This window comes from Bosea sp. OAE506 (assembly GCF_040546595.1).
Lineage (GTDB): Bacteria > Pseudomonadota > Alphaproteobacteria > Rhizobiales > Beijerinckiaceae > Allobosea.
This window is the reverse complement of sequence record NZ_JBEPOB010000001.1, coordinates 2818053-2837155: the sequence shown is the minus strand read 5'-3', so window position 1 is coordinate 2837155 and position 19103 is coordinate 2818053. Positions and strand designations below refer to the sequence as shown.

Below are 19103 nucleotides of genomic sequence, written 5' to 3'. Positions count from 1 at the left end.
TTTGCTGCCGGTCGCAGCTCAAACACTTCCATTGGCGAGCCGCGCCCGCTCGGCCGCGATCATCGCCTTCACGGCGTCCATCGCGGTCGCCAGCGCATCGGGATCGCGCGATCGCACCACGACATTGGTGTCCGGCCCGGTCTCTGAGAAGAACGGATAGGAGCCGATCGAGACACCCGGATGAGCCTTGGCGACCTGGGCCAGCGCCGTGCCGATATCGCCCTCGCGCAGGCCGGCGCGGACCGTGTCGGACAGGATCTTCACACCCGTCTGCAGCGTCGGCGCGACGACATCGAGCATCGCCTGCATGATCGAGGGCACGCCCGCCATCACATAGACATTGCCGATGTTGAAGCCCGGCGCCTTCGAGACCGAATTGGCGATGAGGTCGGCCCCGGCGGGAATCCGCGCCATCCGCAGCCGCGCCTCGTTGAGCTGGTCCGGCGGGAAGCGCTCGGCCAGCATCGCGATGGCGCGCGGATCGTGGTCGATCGAGACGCCGAAGGCCGCCGCCACCGAATCGGCGGTGATGTCGTCATGCGTCGGCCCGATGCCGCCCGTGGTGAAGACATAGGCGTAGCGGTGGCGCAGCGCGTTCAGCGCCGCGACGATCTCCTCCTGCACGTCCGGGACGACCCGGACCTCGCGCAGCTCGATGCCGATATTGGTCAGGTACTCGGCGATGTAGCCGATGTTCTTGTCCTTGGTCCGGCCGGAGAGGATCTCGTCGCCGATGACCAGGATCGCAGCCGTCACGCTGACCGGGGATGATGTCGTCTCGCTGGTGGTCATGCCCGGCTCCTGGCTGCGGCGCGAGGCGCACTCCGCCTCCTGGCGCCGCTACAGCTAGGGCTTTGCCGGCGCCGGCTCAAGCGGTGCCTTCGCCGCGCCCTCAGGCGCCGCCGGCCGGGGTGTGCGCGCGCTCGAACACCAGATTCAGCCGGGTCTGCGCCAGCAGCATGTAGCCGCTCTGCTGCAGCAGCGCGGCGAGGTCGATCTGCCAGCGCTGGCGCGAATCCTCGATGATGATCAGCCCCGGCCAGAGGCTCTGTGGCGCATCGCGCAGGAACGGCTCGAGGATCAGGTCCTCGGCGCCTTCGACATCGAGCTTGATCGCGTCGAGGCGGTCATAGCCCTCGTTCTGGACCAGCGCGAGCAGCGTCATCGCCGGCACGCGCACCGTGCTGCCGGTGCTGGAGCGCAGGATCCGCACGCTCGATTCGCCGCGATTGGTCGGGTCGAGGAAGAGCGTCAGCTCGCCCGGCTTGTCGGCCAGCGCGCAGGCCACCGCCTTGACCGTGCCGAACGGGTTCTGCGCGATGTTGAATGCCAGCCGCGCGAAGATCTCGGGCTGGGGCTCGACCGCGACGATGCGCGCGCTCGGCCCGGCCTTGGCCGCGACGAAGAGAGAATACGCCCCGATATTGGCGCCGATGTCGATGAAGCGGAAACCGTCGCGCAGCCGCGAGGCCAGGATGTCGCGCTCGACGGGGTCGAAATACTGCGGCGTGAACAGCACGCGCTTCTCGCAGACATTTCCGTCCGGATAGAGCCGCATCCGCGCGCCCAGCGACTCGATGTCGACGGGCTGCCCCGCGAGCGAGCGCAGGCCGAGCCGGCGCAGCGCATAGGCGACCTTGCGGCCGAGGAAGCTGTCCGAGGCGCAGCGCGTCCAGCCGATGAGGCGCGACAGTCCGCGCCGGGGGGCGAAGGCGCCGTACGGCTTGTCCTCCGCCTGCGATTGTTCGATGATGGCCATGCTGCGCGCCTGATACACCCGGGCGGGGCCCGGCGCCAGCCGGACGATGTCCGCCGGAAGCGGATCGGCCGACGGGTGCCGCCTCTGCGCCTTGCGCCGGCGCGCCGAGCCGATCAATAAGGCGATCGAGGAGCCGTATCGCCGCCATGACCTTCGCCAAGACATGACCTTCGACGAAACGCTGGGACGAACCCGCATGCGCGAGCCGGCCATCAAGATCCATGGCCCGGAAGCCTTCGCCGCCATGCACAAGGCCGGGCGGCTGACGGCCGCCGGGCTCGACATGCTCGGCGACTACGTCAAGCCCGGCGGCACCACCCAGCGCCTCGACGACCTCGCCTATCAGTTCGCCATGGACAACGGCGCCTTCCCGGCGACGCTGTTCTACCGCGGCTACACCAAGTCGATCTGCACCTCGATCAACCACGTCGTCTGCCACGGCATTCCCGACGACAAGCCGTTGCGCGAGGGCGACATCATGAACATCGACTACACGCTGATCGTCGATGGCTGGCATGGCGATTCCAGCCGGATGTATGGCGTCGGCGAAATCCCGCGCAAGGCCGAGCGGCTGATCGAGATCACCTATGAGAGCCTGCTGCGCGGCATCAAGGCCGTGCGCGCCGGCGGCACCACGGGCGATATCGGCTTCGCCATCCAGCGCTATGCGGAAGCCGAGCGCTGCTCGGTGGTGCGCGATTTCTGCGGCCACGGCGTCGGCCGCAATTTCCACGACGCGCCCAACATCCTGCATTACGGCTCGCCCGGCGAGGGGCCGGAACTGAAGCCGGGGATGATCTTCACGATCGAGCCGATGATCAATCTCGGCAAGGCGGGGGTGAAGGTGCTCTCGGACGGCTGGACGGCCGTGACGCGGGACCGTTCGCTCTCGGCCCAGTTCGAGCACACCATCGGCGTCACCGAGACCGGCTGCGAGATCTTCACGCTGTCGCCGTCGGGACGGGACAACCCGCTCGCGGCCCGATGAGCGCGGGGGCGGACGAGCGTTCGGCCCGCCCCGTGCGGTCCGCCTCGCCGGCGCCCTCCTCTGCCGCCCCGCATTACCACGGCCATCGCGAGCGCCTGCGCGGGCGCTTCCAGGAGGCCGGCGCCGAGGCGCTCGCCGATTACGAGCTGCTCGAACTGCTGCTCTTCCGCTCGATCCCGCAGCGCGACGTCAAGCCGCTCGCCAAGGCGCTGATCGCGCGCTTCGGCTCCTTCGCCGAGGTCCTCGGCGCCCCGGCGGCCCGGCTGACCGAGATCAAGGGCGTCGGCGAGGGCGTGGCGCTCGATCTCAAGATCGTCGAGGCGGCGCTGCAGCGGATGGCGAAGGGAGCCGTGACGCGGCGCACCGTCCTCTCGTCCTGGTCGGCGGTGCTCGACTACTGCCGCACGACGATGGCCTTTGCCGAGCGCGAGCAGTTCCGCCTGCTGTTCCTCGACAAGAAGAACGCCGTCATCGCCGACGAGGTGCAGCAGACCGGCACCGTCGATCATACCCCCGTCTATCCGCGGGAGGTGGTGCGGCGCGCGCTCGAACTCTCGGCCTCGGCGATCATCCTCGTCCACAACCACCCTTCGGGCGACCCCACCCCCTCCGGCGCCGATGTGAAGATGACCCGCGAACTCGTTGATATCGCAAAGCCCTTGGGGATCGCGATCCACGACCACGTCATCGTCGGCCGCGACGGCCATGCGAGCTTCCGCGGGCTGGGGCTGATCTAGGCCCCGCCTTCGCCGCCCTTCGGGCTGCGCTGGTCGTCAGGCGACGCGGGCCGAATAGCGATTGACCAGCGAACGCAGGCGCGGCGGAAAATCCGGGCGGCGGGTCAGGTTCAGGAGATTGCCGTAGACCGGCGCGTAGAACTCCACCACATATTGGTTGAGGTAGAAGATCATGCAGACCCCGAAACTCCCGTCGGCGTACTGATATCCGGGCCTGTCGTTGGGCATCCGATCGATACAGCCATCGCCGCGCGGCAAGGGCTGCATATCGTTCATCCACGTCTCGAACATCTTGATCCGCGCCTTCGTCTTCGGCCCGATGATGCCGTCGGTCGCGAGAAGCTGCCTGGCTCCCTCGCCGAACTGCCGGCGCTCGGCCGCAACCGACTCATGCGAGATCCAGAGGTTGAGATAGTATTGGACCAGCGTGACGTCGTCGCGATTATTGGCTCGGCCCGGGCCGACGCCCATCGTCACCGTGAAGAAGATCTGGTCGTCCGTGAAATCGAGAATCTTTGCCATGGTCTTGGTCCCTGCCCGCTCCCGAAATCCTGAGGGTCTGATGACGATAGGAGGCGGAGGCGAGAGGCGCTGTTCCCGCCGGGACAGGCCCGTTTGAGCGTCGCCGGCATTTGCGCAAGGATTAGGCAACAGGCGGCGCACCCCTGACCATCGGCCCCCCTTTCCGAACGCCTGCGAATGCGCATAGGCTGCTGAAAATGGGGAAAGAAGGCTGCATGGTCGCGTTCGACGAGATGACGGGGACGGAGGGCGATGTCCGGCAGGCCTATGCGGCGCTGGACCGCTGGCTGAAGGAAGCGCCGCCGGAGATGCTGGCGCTGCGGCGCAGCCAGGCCGAACTCTTCTTCCGCCGCATCGGCATCACCTTCGCCGTCTATGGCGACGAGGAATCGACTGAGCGCCTGATTCCCTTCGACATCATTCCCCGCGTGCTGACCAAGCCGGAATGGACCAAGCTCGAGGCGGGCCTGCGCCAGCGCGTTACCGCGCTCAACATGTTCCTGGCCGATGTCTACGGACCCAAGGAATGCATCAAGGCCGGCATCATCCCGGCCGATCTGGTCTATCGCAACGCCTGCTACCAGCTCGAGATGGTGGATTTCCAGGTGCCGCACGGCATCTATTGCCACATCGCCGGCATCGACATCGTCCGCGTCGACGCCGACACCTTCTACGTGCTGGAGGACAATGCGCGCACGCCGTCCGGCGTCTCCTACATGATGGAGAACCGCGAGGTGATGCTGCGGCTCTTCCCGGAGCTCTTCGCCACCCATCGCGTCGCGCCGGTCGACAACTATCCCGACCAGCTCCTGGCGACGCTGCGCTCGGTCGCGCCACGCTCCTCCTCGGCCGACCCCAATATCTGCCTGCTGACGCCGGGCCAGTACAATTCGGCCTTCTACGAGCACTCTTTCCTGGCCGACAAGCTCGGCGTCGAGCTGGTCGAGGGCTCGGACCTGCTGGTCAAGGACGACGTGGTCTACATGCGCACGACGCAGGGGCCCAAGCGCGTCGACGTGATCTACCGGCGCATCGACGACGAGTTCATCGACCCGCTCGTCTTCCGCAGCGACTCGGTGCTCGGCGTGCCCGGGCTGATCGGCGCCTACAAGGCCGGCAACGTCACGCTCGCCAATGCGGTCGGCACCGGCGTCGCCGACGACAAGGCGGTCTACAGCTACATGCCCGAGATCGTGAAGTTCTTCACCGGCGAGGAGCCGATCCTGAAGAACGTCCCGACCTTTCGCTGCCGCGAGCCCGAGGCCAACGCCTATGTGCTCGACAATCTCGAGAAGCTCGTCGTCAAGGAGGTCAACGGCTCGGGCGGCTACGGCATGCTGGTCGGCCCCCACGCCAACAAGGCGCAGCTCGAAACCTTCCGCCGCAAGCTCAAGGCCCAGCCGGAAGGCTTCATCGCCCAGCCGACGCTGGCGCTGTCCACCTGCCCGACCTTCGTCGCCTCGGGCGTGGCGCCTCGCCATGTCGACCTTCGGCCCTATGTGCTCTCGGGCGCCAACGGCATTTCCTGCGTGCCGGGCGGCCTGACGCGCGTCGCGCTCAAGGAGGGCTCCCTCGTCGTCAATTCCAGCCAGGGCGGCGGCACCAAGGATACCTGGGTTCTCGATGCCTGATCTCTCCAACGGCTCCCTGTTTCAGCGTTCACCGGACACATCTCGCCTCATCGCCAAAAGGCCCGATCTGACTATGCTCTCGCGCACCGCCGACAGCCTCTACTGGGTCTCCCGCTATGTGGAGCGGGCGGAGTATCTCGCCCGCATCCTCGACGCGACGATGCGCCTTTCCAACCTGCCCTCCTCCTATGGCGGCGCCGGCAGCGAATGGCAGAGCGCGGTCGCCACCGCCGGCTGCGACGAGGCCTTCGCCCAGGCCTATGGCGAGGCCAATGAGCGCAATGTCTGCGACTTCCTGACCTTCAGCCCGGACAACCCCTCCTCGATCCGCAACTGCCTCGCGCTCGCCCGCTCCAATGCCCGCGGGGTGCGCACCGCCCTGACCTCGGAGATGTGGGATGCGCTGAACGGCGCCTGGCTCGAGCTGCAGCGCTTCGAGAAGAAGCGCATGGACCGCGAGGAATTCGCCCGCTTCCTCGAATGGGTGAAGAACGTCTCGCTGGTCTTCGACGGCTCGGCCTACCGCACCATGCTGCGCGACGACGGCTACTGGTTCTCGCGGCTTGGCGTCTATGTCGAGCGAGCCGACAACACGGCGCGCATTCTCGACGTGAAATACCACGTGCTGCTGCCGGCCAACGAGCAGGTCGGCGGCTCGCTCGACTATTTCCAGTGGACCACGGTGCTGCGCGAGGTCTCGGCGCTGACGGCCTATCACTGGGTCTATCGCGAGGCGGTGAAGCCGCTGCTGATCGCCGATCTGCTGATCCTCAACCGGCGGATGCCGCGCTCGCTGGCCGCCTGCTACGAGAACATCTCGCGCTTCCTCGATCTGCTGGGCGATTCCTATGGACGCCAGGGCCCCGCCCAGCGGCAGGCGCGCAAGACCCTCGCCAATCTCTCGAGCACCAGCATCGACGACATCTTCCAGCACGGGCTGCACGAGTTCATCTCGGACTTCATCACCGAGAACAACCGGCTCGGCGGCACCATCTTCGAGCAGTATCTGCAATGAGCCGGCGCGGCGCTCGCCTCGGGCGGTCGCCGCGGCTAAGACAACCCCTTCAGAAGGCCTCCCGACGCGTCGGTTAGCGATTGTCCATGCGGATCAGGATTTCCCACTCGATCGGCTACGCCTATGCCGAGCCGGCGCGGCACATCACGCAGATCCTGCGGCTGACGCCGCGCGACCATGACGGCCAGCACGTCATGTCCTGGCGCATCGAGCCGACCATCGACGGCCGGCTGCGCATGACGCAGGACGCCTTCGGCAACGTCGTGCATACCTTCTCGGCCGACGGCCCGATCGCCGAGATGGCGATCCGCGTCGAGGGCCTGATCGAGACGGTCGATCTCGCGGGCATCGTGCGCGGCGTCGTCGAGCGCGTGCCGGTCGACGTCTTCCGTCGCGACACGCTGCTGACCACGCCCGATGCGGCGCTCTGCGAATTCGCCGAGGAGGCGACGCGTGACGTCGCCACGCCCCTGTCGCGCATGCACGCGCTGATGGAGGCCCTGCACGAGAAGACGCCCTGCATCGAGACCGGGCAGCGCACCGGCCTGGGCGCCGCGGCCGCCTTCGCCGCCGGCGAGGGCATCCCGCAGGACATCGCCCATATCTTCATGACCTGCGCGCGCCATCTCGACGTGCCCGCCCGCTATGTCTCCGGCTATGTCGCCCAGTCCGACGCCCTGCCCCATGCCAACGGTGCCCATTCCTGGGCGGAGGTCCATCTCCAGGACTATGGCTGGATCGGCTTCGACGCGGCCAATGGCCTGTGCCCGATCGACACCCATGTGCGCGTCGCCGCCGGGCTGGACTATGCCGACGCCGCCCCCGTGCGCGGTGCCCGCAAGGGCGGCGACGGCGAGGCCCTCGCCGTGCGCGTCAGCGCCCGCGACGCCGGCGGGCGGGCCGCGAACCAGTAAGCGCCGGCGCGAGCGCATGCCCCGCGGCTGGCCCCGGCGCGCGCGATATGCGACGACAGCGCCCGAGCCGTTTCACCCAGGACAAAACCCGTGACCTATTGCGCCGGAATCCTCGTGCAGGACGGTCTCGTCATGATCGCCGACACCCGCACCAATGCGGGGCTCGATGACATCTCGACCTTCCGCAAGCTGCATGTCTTCTCCTGGCCGGGCGACCGCACCTTCGGCCTGATGACGGCCGGCAATCTCTCGGTCACGCAATCGGTGGTCAGCCTGCTGCATGAGGGGCTGCCCAATCCCGAGACCGGCGAGAGCGACACGCTGCTGGGCGCGACCTCGATGTTCCGCGCGGCGCAACTCGTCGGCCGGGCCATCCGGCATGTGCGCGCCGAGGACGGACCCGCCCTGAAGGAGGCCGGCGTCAAGTTCGAGGTCACGATGTTGTTCGGCGGGCAGATCAAGGGGCAGCCGATGCGGCTGTTCATGATCTACGGCGCCGGCAACTTCATCGAGTGCGGCATCGACGCCCCCTTCCTCCAGATCGGCGAGCACAAATACGGCAAGCCGATCCTCGACCGCGCCATCACCTTCAAGACCCATCTCTACGACGCCCTCAAGGTCGGGCTGATCTCGATGGATTCGACGATGCGCTCCAATCTCGGCGTCGGCCTGCCGATCGACCTCATCGTCATGCGGCGCGACGCCGACGAGCCGGAGCTGACGCGCCGCATCGAGGCCGGCGAGCCCTATTTCCACGATCTGCGCGAGCGCTGGTCGGCGGCCCTGCGCGCGGCCCATACCGCAATCCCCCGGCCGCCCTACGAACCGCGCAAGGATTGACGCTCCGCGACCGAGATAGGTCGACGCTGCGCAACCGCGTCAACGGGATATCAAGACATACCTGCGATGGTCCGGGTCGATGTGGCCGGTCCAGGACCTCTGATGTCGTCGCCTTCCGTGGGGAAATTGACCAACGCCGATGCGTCCGCTCGGATGCTGAAGAGTTCGGTCGCGACGCTCGGCTGCGCCTTCGTGATGGTGATGGCCGCGGCCGTGGCTGTCGTGATGGCGATCACCGCGGACGCCAACCGGCTCGAGGCCGAGCGCCAGCGCGACCGCATCGACGCGGCGATCGAGAGCCAAATCCGCCTGCGCGAACTGCGTTTCCAGAGCCTGGCCGCGGCCGGCGACCTGCAGAATTCCTTCAACGGCGCCGATCCGCTGACGGCCCTCCAGACCACGCTGGGCCGCCTGGGCTCGCGGTTTCTCGAATTCGACGGCGCCTATGTCGTCTCCGCCTCCGGACGAGTCTTCGCCGGCATCGAGGGCGAAGGGATCTCTGGGCAGACCGGCTATGACGGGCTGAAGCATTTCAGCCCCTCCCTGCCCGGCGGCCCCGGCGGACCGCCGTTGAACCGCCTGCCGGACACGCGCGGTGGACCGAGCATGACCTCCTGGTCGATGACCCATGACGGCTTCGACACCATCAGCGTGATGACCATCGAGGTCCCGGCCCGTCCCGGCTCGCTGGCACAGCTCTTGGGGCCGCTCCAGATCGTCGGCTACCGGCGCGTGACCAGCACGATGCTGAACGACCTGTCGCAGCGCTATCGCGTCTCCGACATCCGGATCGCCCGGGACATGCCCGCCGACCCGCTGGCCCGGCGCGCCATTCCCGCTCCCGACGGCTCCGTCCGCGCCTGGCTGAGCTGGACCCCGGACCGTCCGGGCGACGCCATGCTCCGCCAGTTCGTCTGGGCGCTGGCCGGCGTCGGCGTGCTGTTCGGCGGCATCTTCGCCTTCGTGGTGCATCGCCTGCGCGCCGCCGCCCATCAGATCGCCATCCGCGAAAGCCAGATCCAGCGCCTCGCCGGTCAGGACGAGCTCTCGCTGCTGCCCAACCGCCGCACCTTCGATCTCCGGCTCGACCAGGAGCTCGCCCATCTCAGCCGGTCCGGCAAGGGCCTCGCCGTGATGCTGATCGACCTCGACCGCTTCAAGGCGGTCAACGACACCTATGGCCACACCGCCGGCGACGAGTTGATCCGGCAGGTCGCCCAGCGGCTGATGCGGCTGGTCCGCAGCGGCGACACCGTCGCCCGCATCGGCGGCGACGAGTTCGGCATCATCCAGACCCACGGCAATTTCCCGGCGGGCTGCGCGGCGCTCGGCGAACGCATCCTCGAGGCGCTGACCGAGCCCTTCATCATCATGGGCGTCGCGACCACCATCGGCTGCTCGATCGGCATCGCGCTCGCGCCGGACGCCACCGACCGCGAGGCCCTGCTGCGGCTCGCCGACACGGCCCTCTACCAGTCGAAAAACGGCGGGCGGAATCGCTACTCCTTCTTCGAAGCGCAGATGAACCGCACGCTCGCGCTCAAGCGGATGGTCGAGGAGGATCTGCGCCACGCCATCGAGAACGACGAGCTGGTTCTGCACTACCAGCCGCAGGTTTCGATCGACGGCGCGACCATCGTCGGCGTCGAGGCGCTGGTGCGCTGGAACCATCCCGAGCACGGCATGGTCCCTCCCGCCGAGTTCATCGGCATCGCCGAGGAGCGTGGCCTGATCGTGCCCCTGAGCGAATGGGTGCTGCGCCAGGCCTGCAAGGAAGCGAAGCGCTGGGACGGCATCCGCCTCGCGGTCAACGTCTCGCCGATCCAGTTCCGCCACAAGGATTTCGTCGCCAACGTCATTCGCGCGCTGGACGAGACCGGCTTCGACCCGGCCCGGCTGGAGCTGGAGCTGACGGAAGGCGTCGTCGTCGACGATGCCGACGCGGCCGAGGCGGCGATGATGGATCTGCGCGCCCATGGCGTCGGCCTGGCGCTGGACGATTTCGGCACCGGCTATTCGAGCCTGATCTATCTGCGGCGCTTCGCCTTCGACAAGATCAAGATTGACCGCTCCTTCCTGGAATACATGGAGACGACGGGCGAATCCGCCATTCTCGTCCACTCCATTGCCCATCTCGGCCGCGCGCTCGGCCTGCGCGTCTGCGCCGAAGGCGTCGAGACCGCCGAGCAGCATCGTTTCCTGCAGGCGATCGGCTGCCACGAGCTGCAGGGCTTCCTGTTCTCGAAGGGCGTCCCCGCCGCGGAGATCGACGCGCTGCTGGCGCAGGAGAAGCCTTTCGCCACCACGCTCGCGGCGGCCTGAGGCGCGAGGCCCCGAGCGGCCGCGGTCAGAAGAACAATCCGTGGATGCCGCTGAAGATGGCGTAGGCGAAGCCTGCGCTGAGCACGAGCCCGAGCGCCCCGAACACGGCGCCGAAGATGATCAGCAAGCCATCGCGCTCGACCAGGCCGAGCCCGACCAGGCAGACCGCAAAGCCCAGCGGGATCTGGCCGATGAAGGGCGCGGCGACGATAAGCCCCAGAGCCAGCACCAGGATCAGCAGACCCAGCACCGGAATCGCATAGGCGCTGCCGAGCACCGTCATGCGCGGGCGCGAGACCCGCTCCAGCCGCATCATCAACGGCACCGCCCGGTCGACGGCGCGCGTCAGCACCGGCTTGCCGATGCTGCGCGCGAGCAGGGTCGGTGGCAGCCAGGGCATCACCCGGCCGGTCAGCATCTGCAGCGCGACGAAGGCGAGCACCAGCCCGCAGACCAGCGGGATCGGCGGCGGCATGGGCAGGCAGTTCGGCAGGCCGAGCAGCACGACCAGCAGCGCATAGGCCCGGTCCTTGAGGGCGGCGACGATCGAGCCGACCGCGATGCGGTCCCCCGGTAGCGCCGCCAGCGCGAGCAGGATTCCGGAGGTGCGCAGGGGTGATGACAAGGGAGCGGGCCGGGCCGTGGCAGGACGAGCGGCCTAGCACGCGCCTCGCCCCCGCGCCAAGCCGCGCGGGCGCGCCCGGTCAATGCAGAGTCAGCACGCCTTGCACATTGACGATCTCCGCCGGACGGATGAGGCGCGCATGCGCGACCGTCACCGAATGCAGCGGCCCATCCAGCTCACGACTCCAGAACGCCAGGAAGTCGTGCAACACCGGGAAGCGCGGTGCGAGATCGTAGTTCTGCCAGATATAGCTCTGCAGGAGGTGCCGATGATCCGGCATCCGGTAGAGGATCGTTGCGGTCGTGAGGCCGTATCCCGCCAGTTGGCGCATGAAATCGGTATCGGTCATCTGCCGTCTCTCCACTTCGACAGCGGTGAAAGCTTAGCCGGGCCCGATGACGAGGCTGCGCCCACTTGGTAAACAAAAGCTTGCAACCCACGGTCGGCCCTGCTGCAATCACTGTCGGCGCGGGCTGGGTCAGCCCGTATCGGGGGTGGCGTGCGTGGCGTATGGGTGGAGGCTCGCCTGGGCGGTGCCGCTGGTCGCCGTATTGACGGCGGGTCCGGCCACCGGCGTTTTCGCCCAGGAAGCCGAGACCGAGGCCGAGGCGGAGGAGCGCGCCGCCCTGTCCACCGTGCTGTTCGGCTCGCTGGAGGCCGGGCCGGCCAAGACCTTCGTCTCGCTCGGGATGAAAAAGGCGCTGACCGGCGCCCTCGCCGGCAGCGGCTTCCGCGCACTGCTCAAGGTCGGCGGCGCGCAGGAGCAGGCGCAGCGGCAGCGCCCGCGCGGCCTCGCCTACAAGAGCGAGTCGCAGGCGCTGATCGGCTATGAATGGCGCATCGGCGACACGTTCCTGTCGCTCTATGCCGGCTCGGACCATGAGGGCGAGCAGCGGGAGCTGCGTAACGGCGTCCTCTACCGAAACCGCTATGGCGCCAGGCTCCAGGGCGACCTCTGGATGACGCCGATGCCGGGCACGATGCTTCACGCCAGCGCCTATGCCTCGACGCTCGATCGCAGGCTCTGGATCCGCGCCGCGCCCGGCTGGCTGCTGCCGCGGGGCTGGCTGTCGCAGGACGTTTATGCCGGGCCGGAGGTCGAGGCCTACCGCGCCGGCGACTACACCAAGCTGAGGCTCGGCCTCCATCTGACGGGCCTGCGCCTCTTCGGCGTCGTCTGGCGCCTGTCAGGTGGCTGGCAGCGCACCAGCGACCGCCCGTCCGAGGCCTATGCCACGCTGGGCGTCCACTGGCTGCGCTGAAGCGAGCCTGCCCTACCCCTTCGTCCGCAGGGTCGAGCGCCCGCCATCGACCCCGACGATCTGGCCAGTGATCCAGGACGCCTCGTCACTGGCGAGCAGAGCGGCGAGCGGCGCGATATCGGCCGGCTCGCCAAGGCGCTGCAGCGGGTGCAGATCCGCGATCGCCTTCGCCATCGCCTCGTTGCCGGTGAGCGCGGCGGCAAGCGGCGTGCGCGTCAGCGACGGCGCGATGCAGTTCACCCGGATGCGCGGCGCCAGTTCGGCCGCGAGCGCCAGCGTCAGCCCCTCGATCGCGCCCTTCGCCATCGCGACCGAGGCATGGGCCGCGAAGCCCTGGGCGACCGCCACCGTCGAGAACAGCACGATCCCGGCCGTCCCCTCGGCCTGCTTCAGATGCGGCAGCGCCGCCTGAATCGCTTTCACAGCACCGAGCGCGTTGACGCTGAAATCCTTGAGGAAATCGGCCTCGGTCAGCCGCGCGACCGGCTTCAGGTTGATGGTGCCGACGGCATAGACCAGCCCCTTCAGCGCGCCGCCGGCGGAGGCCTCCTGCGTCGCCCGCGCGAAGGTCCCGTCCTCGCCGACATCGCCTGCCGTGAACCCGCCGCCGAGCTCCCCGGCCAAGGCCTCGAGCCGGACGGCGTCGCGCCCGACCAGATGCACGCCGAGCCCCTTGGCCCGGACGGCGCGCGCCACGGCGGAGCCGATGCCGCCGCTGCCGCCATAGATCAGGATCGTGTCGCTCATGCCGCTGCTCCAGACGTCTCGTTGGAGCGTATACGTCGGCGCTGCCCCCACTGGACCAGCGCAACCGGAGTTCCCCAGCGTGCCAAAGCCGATCCGCAAGGGAGACCTGCCCCGGAAGCCCTGTCAGGGCTGTGGGCGCCCCTTTGCCTGGCGCAAGAAATGGGCGCGGGTCTGGGACGAGGTGAAATACTGCTCCGAGCGCTGCCGGCGGGAGCGAAAGCCGCCGGCAGGATCAGGCAGCGACGGCCGACGCGACGTCGATTAGGGCAGAGGCGCGTCCTGCGAACGGGACCGCGTGAGGCAGCCGTCGAGACTGTGGCCCCCGGCAGCGCTCTCCCCGGCAGCCACCGCCTGCGCGTCCTCAGGCCTCCACACGACCCATGGCCGCCAGCGCCTCGGGCGTATCGACGTCGAGCGCGATGGCGGGGTCGTCGAGCGGGACCTCGACGATGTGCTCGCCTGCCGCGTCGAGCAGGCGCCGCGCACCCTGGTCGCCGGTGAGCTGGGCCACCTCCGCAAACAGCGCACGCGCCAGCAGCACCGGGTTGCCGCGCTGGCCGAGCAGCGTCGGCACCACGGCCTTCGCCTCACCCTGTTCGGCGAAGACCTGCGCGAGGCGGTCGATCACCTGCGGGGTGACGTTGGGCATGTCGCCGAGCGAGACCACGACGCCCGCCGCCGCCTCCGGCAACGCGGCGAGACCGACGCGGACGGAGCTGGCGAGCCCGCTGGCGAAATCGGGATTGTGCACGACAATAACGTCGAGCCCGGCGAGCGCGGCCGCGACTTCCGCCTGCTGATGCCCGGTGACGACGATCACCGGGCTGGCGACCGAGGCGATTTGCGCCTCGACGGCATGGCGCAGCATCGGCTGGCCGCGCACCGGCTCCAGCAGCTTGTTGCGCTCACCCATCCGGGTCGAGCGCCCCGCCGCCAGCACCAGCCCGGCGACCGGCGCGGCCTCCAGTAGGGCCGGCGCCCGCGGCTGCGGCCGCGAGACGATCTCCATCAGCAATCCGCCGACGCCCATACGCTGGACGTCGGCGCGGCCGACGGGAATGCCGGCAAGGCAGCGCTGCAGCACCCAGTCGAAGCCGTTCTCCTTGGGCGAGCGCGCGCAACCGGGCGCGCCGATCACCGGCTTGCCGCCGATCTCGCCGATCAGCAGCAGGTTCCCGGGATCGACCGGCATGCCCAGATGCTCGATCCGCCCGCCCGCCGCCAGCAGAGCCTGCGGGATAACGTCGCGCCGGTCGGTGATCGCGGACGCCCCGAACACCACGACGAGGTCGGCGGTCTCAGCCTGCGCCGCGATCTCCTGCGCGAGCGGCGCCTCCTGATGCGGCACGCGTCGGTCACTGGCGATCGTCGCTTCCGCGGGTGCGAGCCTCTCGGTCATCACTCGCAGCGTCTTGTCGACGACAGAGGGCTTCAGCCCCGGCAGCAGCGTCGAGATCACCGCCACGCGCAGCGGCTTGTAGGGCGCGACCGCAAGTGGCTTCAGCCCCTCCAGCGCGGCCAGCGCCTGCTCGACCTGCACGGCGAGCAGGCCATAGGGAATGATCTTGACCGTGCCGACCATCTCGCCCGGAACGACGGCCTTCATCGGCGCCAGCGTGGCGACGGTGATCGCCTCGTCGATCCGGTTCAGCGCGTCGATTGCGGCCGCGTCGATGGTCAGCACGCCCGCAACTGCGGCGAAGAGATTGACGCGGCCCGTGAAGGCCGTCTCGGTGACGATGCCGCGCCCGGCCAGTGCGGTCGCCAGCCGCGTCGCGGCCTCGTTCTCGCCGATGTCGCCGGCTTCGAGCCGCACCGCGACGAGTTCGGCGAGCCCCGCCTCGGCGAGCCGGGAGACATCCTCGGCCGTCAGCGTCGCCCCCTTCTTCACAACGAGGCCCCCGGCGCGGACCGTGTGCGCGGCAATGCAGCCTTCCGCCTCGGAGACGGGAACGGGGCCGAACTTCATGCCGGCGTCCGGTGCGGGCCACGCAGCGTCGAGACGATCTCGCCGAGGATCGCGAGCGCGATCTCGGCCGGCGAGACGGCCCCGATGTCGAGCCCGATCGGCGCGTGGATGCGCTGCGTCGCGGCCGCGTCGAAACCTGCAGCCGCGAGGCGTTCGAGCCGGCGGCCATGCGTCTTCCGGCTGCCGAGCGCGCCGATATAGAAGCAGTCCGAGCGCAGCGCCGCCTCCAGCGCCGGGTCGTCGATCTTGGGGTCATGCGTCAGCGCGACGAAGGCCGTGTAGCCATCGAGGCCCAGGCTCGCCAAAGCCTCGTCGGGCCAGTCGGTCAGCAGCTGCACGCCGGGGAAGCGCTCCGGGGTGGCAAAGGCCGTGCGCGGGTCGACGATGACGAGGTCGAGATCGAGCAGCTGCGCCATCGGCGCCATCGCCTGCGAGATGTGGACCGCCCCGGTGACGATGACGCGCGGCGGCGGCGCCTGCACGGTCAGGAAGAACGCCTTCCCGTCCGCCTCGATCATGGCGCTCTTGGCCATGCGCAACTGCTTGTCCAGGGCCTCCGCAAGCGGATCGCCGGAGATGTCGGCAGCCTTGACCAGCCGCTGAGCCCCGCTGGCCACATCGGTGACCAGGATGGTCGCGCGCCGCGCCGCACGCTCGGCGTTCAGCGTCGAAAGGGTCGCCAGATCCATCGCCTCAGCCCTTGTCGGTCGCGAGTTTGAGGCCGAGCCCGATCATCAACGATCCGCCGATCCAGCGGCCCAGCGCGAAGCCGGCCTTGGTCTGCTTCATCCGCCGCATGACGGCGGAAGCGCCGAGAACGGTGACGAAATCGGCCGAGGAGAAGGCGAAATTGACGATGGTGCCGAGGATCAGGAACTGCGCCCAGACCGGCAGAGACCCCGCCGGATCGACGAATTGCGGCAGCAGCGCGATGAAGAACAGCGCGACCTTGGGGTTGAGCACCTCGACGATCAGGGAATCGATCAAGGCGCGCTTCACGGTCTTGGGCGGGACGACGGGTGTGTCGGCGGCCGCAAGCCGCGAGCGGATCATGCCGATGCCGAGCCAGACGAGATAGAAGGCGCCGGCCATCTTCACCGCGAAATAAAGCTCCGGCACATGCTTGAACACGGCCGAGAGACCGAAGGCGGCGGCGAAGACATGCAGGTAGCAGCCGAGATGGATACCGAGCATCGCCATGAAGCCCGCCTTGCGGCCATGCGAGATAGTCTGCGCCGCCGTGTAGAGCAGCGCCGGTCCCGGGAAATAGGCGACGAGGATCGTCAGCGTCGCGAAAGCCAGCAGCGTATCCCAGGAGGCCATCAGTTCACCGTCCCGGTCGAGATCCGCTCGACATAGACGCGGATGCGCCCGCCGCAGGAGAGCCCGACCTTCCAGGCTGTCTCGTCGGCGACGCCGAATTCGAGCGTGCGTGGCTGGCCCTGGGCGATCACCTCGACCGCCTCCTCGACGACCGCGCCCTCGACGCAGCCGCCCGAGACCGAGCCCTGAAAGTTCCCCTCCGCGTCGATGACGAGATGCGAGCCGACCGGCCGCGGCGCCGAGCCCCAGGTCTCGATCACGGTGGCGAGCGCGACGGAACGGCCATCGCGTGCCCAGTCCTCGGCGGTGGCGAGGATGTCGGTGTCGGTGCTGATCATGGTCCTCGATCCCCATTCGGACGCAGCGTCGAAAAAGCCGGGCCGCGACGCGTCTCATCCTAGCCGAAGAGGCCGCCGCAGGCGTGTCAACTTAAGCATGGCAGCCGCTGCTTGCGAGCCTTCGGCAACGCATGGCACGCGCACCGTCTCGACCACGCAACCCGATCCCGCTATCCCTCCGGCAAGGGGGCAGACACGCGAGATGGACGGCATTGTTTTCCTGCACGGGATTGCGCGCAGCGCCAGATCTCTGGCGGTTCTCGAAAAGGTGCTTCGCGCCGATGGCTATGCGACGCTCAACCTCGACTATCCGGCCCGCAGCCGCTGCATCGCCGACATCGTCGAGGCGCTGCAGGAACAGATCTCGCTCTTCTCGGACACCTGCTCCGACCGGCTCCATTTCGTCACCCATTCCATGGGCGGCCTTGTCGCCCGCGCCTTCATCGCCCGCCATCGCCCGGCGCGGCTCGGCCATGTCGTGATGCTGGCGCCGCCCAACGCGGGCAGCGAGATCGCCGATCTGCTCGGCGGCAACCTCCTCTATCGCGCCTTCTTCGGACCGGCCGGCGCGGAACTGGTGACGAAGCGCTCGGATTCGCTCTGCGAGGTCCTGGGCCGCGTCGATTACCCGCTCGGCGTCATCGCCGGCGACCGCTCGCTCGATCCGGTGGGGTGGCTCCTGCTGCCCGGCGCCAATGACGGGCGCGTCTCGGTGGAGAGGACACGCGTCGCCGGCATGGCCGATCACATCGTCATCCACGGCACTCATACGCTGATCATGAACAACCCCGAGGCGATCGCGCAGGTCCGGCATTTCCTGACGCATGGGCGCTTCGTGCACCCGGTCTCCGCCGGCTAGCCTGCTCGCCTGAGCCAGGCCCGCGGATCGCTCGCCCGCTGCATGTCCGGCGAGAGCGCCGCGCAGAGATCGGCCATGGCCGCGAGATTGTGGATCGGCCGGAAAGAATCGACATGCGGCAGCATCGCCCGGATGCCGCTGGCGCGCGCCTCGAACCCGTCGAAGCGCAGCAGCGGGTTAAGCCAGACCAGTTGCCGGCAGGAGCGGTGCAGCCGGTCCATCTCGAAGGGCAGCTCCCCGTCGAGATGGCGCTCTAGCCCGTCGGTGAAGAGCAGCACGATCGCCCCGCCCCCGAGCACCCGGCGCGACCAGACCTGGTTGAAGGCGTGCAGCGCCGTCGATATGCGCGTGCCGCCCTCCCAGTCCGGCGCGGCCCTGCCCGCCAGCGCCAGCGCCTCGTCGGGGTCGCGGGCGCGCAGCGAGCGGGTGATGTTGGTCAGCCGCGTGCCGAAGACGAAGGAATGCACGCGCCGGCGCTTCTCCGTCACGGCATGCAGGAAATGCAGGAAGATGCGGGAATACTCCGCCATCGAACCGGAAATGTCGACGAGCGCCACGATCGGCGGATGCACCTGGGCGCGCTCCCGGAAGGCGAGCTCGATGCTGCCGCCGCCCCCGCGCAGCGAGCGCCGAAAGGTCCGGCGCGGGTCGATCCGCGCACCCCGCGCGGCCGCCTCGAACCGCCGCGTCGCGACGAGATCGTCGGGCAGCCGCAGATCGGCGATCAGCTTCTTGGCACGGGCGATCTCGGCCGCGCTCATCTGGGCGAAGTCGCGCGATTTCAGCATCTCGCGGTCGGAGACCGTCAGCCGCGCCGTCAGCTCGGTCAGCTCGACCGGCGCCTCCTCCTCGCGCCTGGGCGGGGCGAAGGCCTCGGCCGCGCGCAGCGCGCCGGCCTCCTCCTTCTGCGGCGCCGAGTCGGCACCGGGCGAGACCGGCGACATCTGCGCCATGATCTTCTCGATCAGGTTGCGCCGCCGCCAGAACAGCCGGAAGGCCTGGTCGTAGACCGCGCTGTCCTCGTGCCGCTTCACGAAAATCGCGTGCAGCGCCCAGTAGACGTCCTCCCGCCCGCCCAGCGCGCTCTCGCCCAGGGCATCGACTGCCTCCACCACCGCGCCGGGCCCGACGCGCAGGCCGGCGATCCGCAGCGCGCGGGCGAAATAGGCGACGTTTTCGGGGAGCTTGCCGGTCATGGACTTGCAGCGCCCGTCATGCTCGGGCTTGTCCCGAGCATCCACGACTTCCCTGC

21 protein-coding genes are annotated in these 19103 nt (G+C 68.8%); 10 read left to right on the top strand and 11 right to left on the bottom strand.

Going from position 1 to position 19103, the window contains the following annotated elements:
* Positions 1–18: 18 nt before the first annotated feature.
* Together ABIE41_RS13830 and ABIE41_RS13825 are read right to left on the bottom strand one after the other, a co-directional pair.
* Positions 19–792 (bottom strand): competence/damage-inducible protein A, encoded by a 774-nt coding sequence (locus ABIE41_RS13830; RefSeq protein WP_192640973.1) that lies wholly within the window; start codon positions 790–792, stop codon positions 19–21.
* A 100-nt stretch (positions 793–892) separates the two neighbouring features.
* Positions 893–1759, bottom strand: a complete 867-nt coding sequence (locus tag ABIE41_RS13825) for an FkbM family methyltransferase (protein WP_192640972.1) — start codon at positions 1757–1759, stop codon at positions 893–895.
* Positions 1760–1922: 163 nt separating this feature from the next.
* On the opposite strand from ABIE41_RS13825, the gene map reads away from it, so the two are divergent.
* Together map and radC are read left to right on the top strand one after the other, a co-directional pair.
* Positions 1923–2747 carry a type I methionyl aminopeptidase gene (gene map / locus ABIE41_RS13820; RefSeq protein WP_192640971.1) on the top strand — a complete coding sequence of 275 codons (825 nt, stop codon included), beginning with the start codon at positions 1923–1925 and terminating at the stop codon, positions 2745–2747.
* Positions 2744–3484 (top strand): RadC family protein, encoded by a 741-nt coding sequence (gene radC / locus ABIE41_RS13815; protein ID WP_192640970.1) that lies wholly within the window; start codon positions 2744–2746, stop codon positions 3482–3484. The genes map and radC overlap by 4 nt, the downstream gene beginning before the upstream one ends.
* A gap of 36 nt (positions 3485–3520) precedes the next feature.
* Here the strand turns inward: radC and ABIE41_RS13810 are convergent, their stop codons facing one another.
* Positions 3521–4147 carry a hypothetical protein gene (locus tag ABIE41_RS13810; RefSeq protein WP_192640969.1) on the bottom strand — a complete coding sequence of 209 codons (627 nt, stop codon included), beginning with the start codon at positions 4145–4147 and terminating at the stop codon, positions 3521–3523.
* A 74-nt stretch (positions 4148–4221) separates the two neighbouring features.
* On the opposite strand from ABIE41_RS13810, the gene ABIE41_RS13805 reads away from it, so the two are divergent.
* The 5 genes from ABIE41_RS13805 (at position 4222) to ABIE41_RS13785 (ending at position 10728) form a co-directional block, all read left to right on the top strand.
* Positions 4222–5637, top strand: a complete 1416-nt coding sequence (locus ABIE41_RS13805) for a circularly permuted type 2 ATP-grasp protein (protein WP_354192250.1) — start codon at positions 4222–4224, stop codon at positions 5635–5637.
* 73 nt (positions 5638–5710) lie between these two features.
* Complete coding sequence (locus ABIE41_RS13800) at positions 5711–6652, top strand: alpha-E domain-containing protein (protein ID WP_066721871.1); 942 nt, start codon at positions 5711–5713, stop codon at positions 6650–6652.
* 86 nt (positions 6653–6738) lie between these two features.
* Complete coding sequence (locus ABIE41_RS13795; protein ID WP_192640968.1) at positions 6739–7566, top strand: transglutaminase family protein; 828 nt, start codon at positions 6739–6741, stop codon at positions 7564–7566.
* Between the two features lie 90 nt (positions 7567–7656).
* Positions 7657–8406 carry a proteasome-type protease gene (locus ABIE41_RS13790; protein WP_192640967.1) on the top strand — a complete coding sequence of 250 codons (750 nt, stop codon included), beginning with the start codon at positions 7657–7659 and terminating at the stop codon, positions 8404–8406.
* A 102-nt stretch (positions 8407–8508) separates the two neighbouring features.
* Positions 8509–10728, top strand: coding sequence for a putative bifunctional diguanylate cyclase/phosphodiesterase (locus ABIE41_RS13785; RefSeq protein WP_192640966.1), 2220 nt, complete (start codon positions 8509–8511; stop codon positions 10726–10728).
* A 25-nt stretch (positions 10729–10753) separates the two neighbouring features.
* Here the strand turns inward: ABIE41_RS13785 and ABIE41_RS13780 are convergent, their stop codons facing one another.
* Together ABIE41_RS13780 and ABIE41_RS13775 are read right to left on the bottom strand one after the other, a co-directional pair.
* On the bottom strand, positions 10754–11353 hold the full coding sequence (locus ABIE41_RS13780) for an exopolysaccharide biosynthesis protein (protein ID WP_192640965.1): 600 nt from the start codon (positions 11351–11353) through the stop codon (positions 10754–10756).
* 79 nt (positions 11354–11432) lie between these two features.
* The gene (locus ABIE41_RS13775; protein WP_192640964.1) at positions 11433–11702 is read right to left on the bottom strand and encodes an usg protein; all 270 of its coding nucleotides are present in this window, start codon (positions 11700–11702) and stop codon (positions 11433–11435) included.
* A 154-nt stretch (positions 11703–11856) separates the two neighbouring features.
* Here ABIE41_RS13775 and bcsS point away from each other — a divergent pair, with 154 nt between their 5' ends.
* Entirely contained in the window at positions 11857–12615 is a 759-nt protein-coding gene (gene bcsS / locus ABIE41_RS13770; protein ID WP_192640963.1) for a cellulose biosynthesis protein BcsS, read from the top strand.
* Between the two features lie 12 nt (positions 12616–12627).
* Here bcsS and ABIE41_RS13765 read toward each other — a convergent pair whose 3' ends face one another.
* Positions 12628–13362 (bottom strand): SDR family NAD(P)-dependent oxidoreductase, encoded by a 735-nt coding sequence (locus tag ABIE41_RS13765; protein ID WP_192640962.1) that lies wholly within the window; start codon positions 13360–13362, stop codon positions 12628–12630.
* 79 nt (positions 13363–13441) lie between these two features.
* Between ABIE41_RS13765 and ABIE41_RS13760 the strand changes: the two genes are divergently transcribed.
* Positions 13442–13627 (top strand): DUF2256 domain-containing protein, encoded by a 186-nt coding sequence (locus tag ABIE41_RS13760; RefSeq protein WP_192640961.1) that lies wholly within the window; start codon positions 13442–13444, stop codon positions 13625–13627.
* A 96-nt stretch (positions 13628–13723) separates the two neighbouring features.
* Here ABIE41_RS13760 and ABIE41_RS13755 read toward each other — a convergent pair whose 3' ends face one another.
* The 4 genes from ABIE41_RS13755 to ABIE41_RS13740 are packed head-to-tail and all read right to left on the bottom strand — an operon-like array spanning position 13724 to position 16992.
* A complete protein-coding gene (locus tag ABIE41_RS13755; RefSeq protein ID WP_192640960.1) occupies positions 13724–15331 on the bottom strand; it encodes an NTP transferase domain-containing protein in 1608 nt (535 codons plus the stop codon).
* Complete coding sequence (locus ABIE41_RS13750) at positions 15328–16020, bottom strand: XdhC family protein (protein WP_192640959.1); 693 nt, start codon at positions 16018–16020, stop codon at positions 15328–15330. The genes ABIE41_RS13755 and ABIE41_RS13750 overlap by 4 nt, the downstream gene beginning before the upstream one ends.
* A gap of 4 nt (positions 16021–16024) precedes the next feature.
* Positions 16025–16654, bottom strand: coding sequence for a LysE family translocator (locus ABIE41_RS13745; protein WP_192640958.1), 630 nt, complete (start codon positions 16652–16654; stop codon positions 16025–16027).
* Positions 16654–16992: an XdhC family protein gene (locus tag ABIE41_RS13740; protein ID WP_192640957.1), complete on the bottom strand. Its 339-nt coding sequence runs from the start codon at positions 16990–16992 to the stop codon at positions 16654–16656. Before ABIE41_RS13740 ends, ABIE41_RS13745 begins: the two co-directional genes overlap by 1 nt.
* A 202-nt stretch (positions 16993–17194) precedes the next feature.
* Between ABIE41_RS13740 and ABIE41_RS13735 the strand changes: the two genes are divergently transcribed.
* Positions 17195–17851 carry an alpha/beta fold hydrolase gene (locus tag ABIE41_RS13735; protein ID WP_192640956.1) on the top strand — a complete coding sequence of 219 codons (657 nt, stop codon included), beginning with the start codon at positions 17195–17197 and terminating at the stop codon, positions 17849–17851.
* On the opposite strand, the gene ABIE41_RS13730 is transcribed toward ABIE41_RS13735, so the two are convergent.
* Positions 17848–19047 (bottom strand): vWA domain-containing protein, encoded by a 1200-nt coding sequence (locus ABIE41_RS13730; protein WP_192640955.1) that lies wholly within the window; start codon positions 19045–19047, stop codon positions 17848–17850. The two genes, ABIE41_RS13735 and ABIE41_RS13730, sit on opposite strands and share 4 nt — an antisense overlap.
* Between the last annotated feature and the right edge of the window lie 56 nt (positions 19048–19103).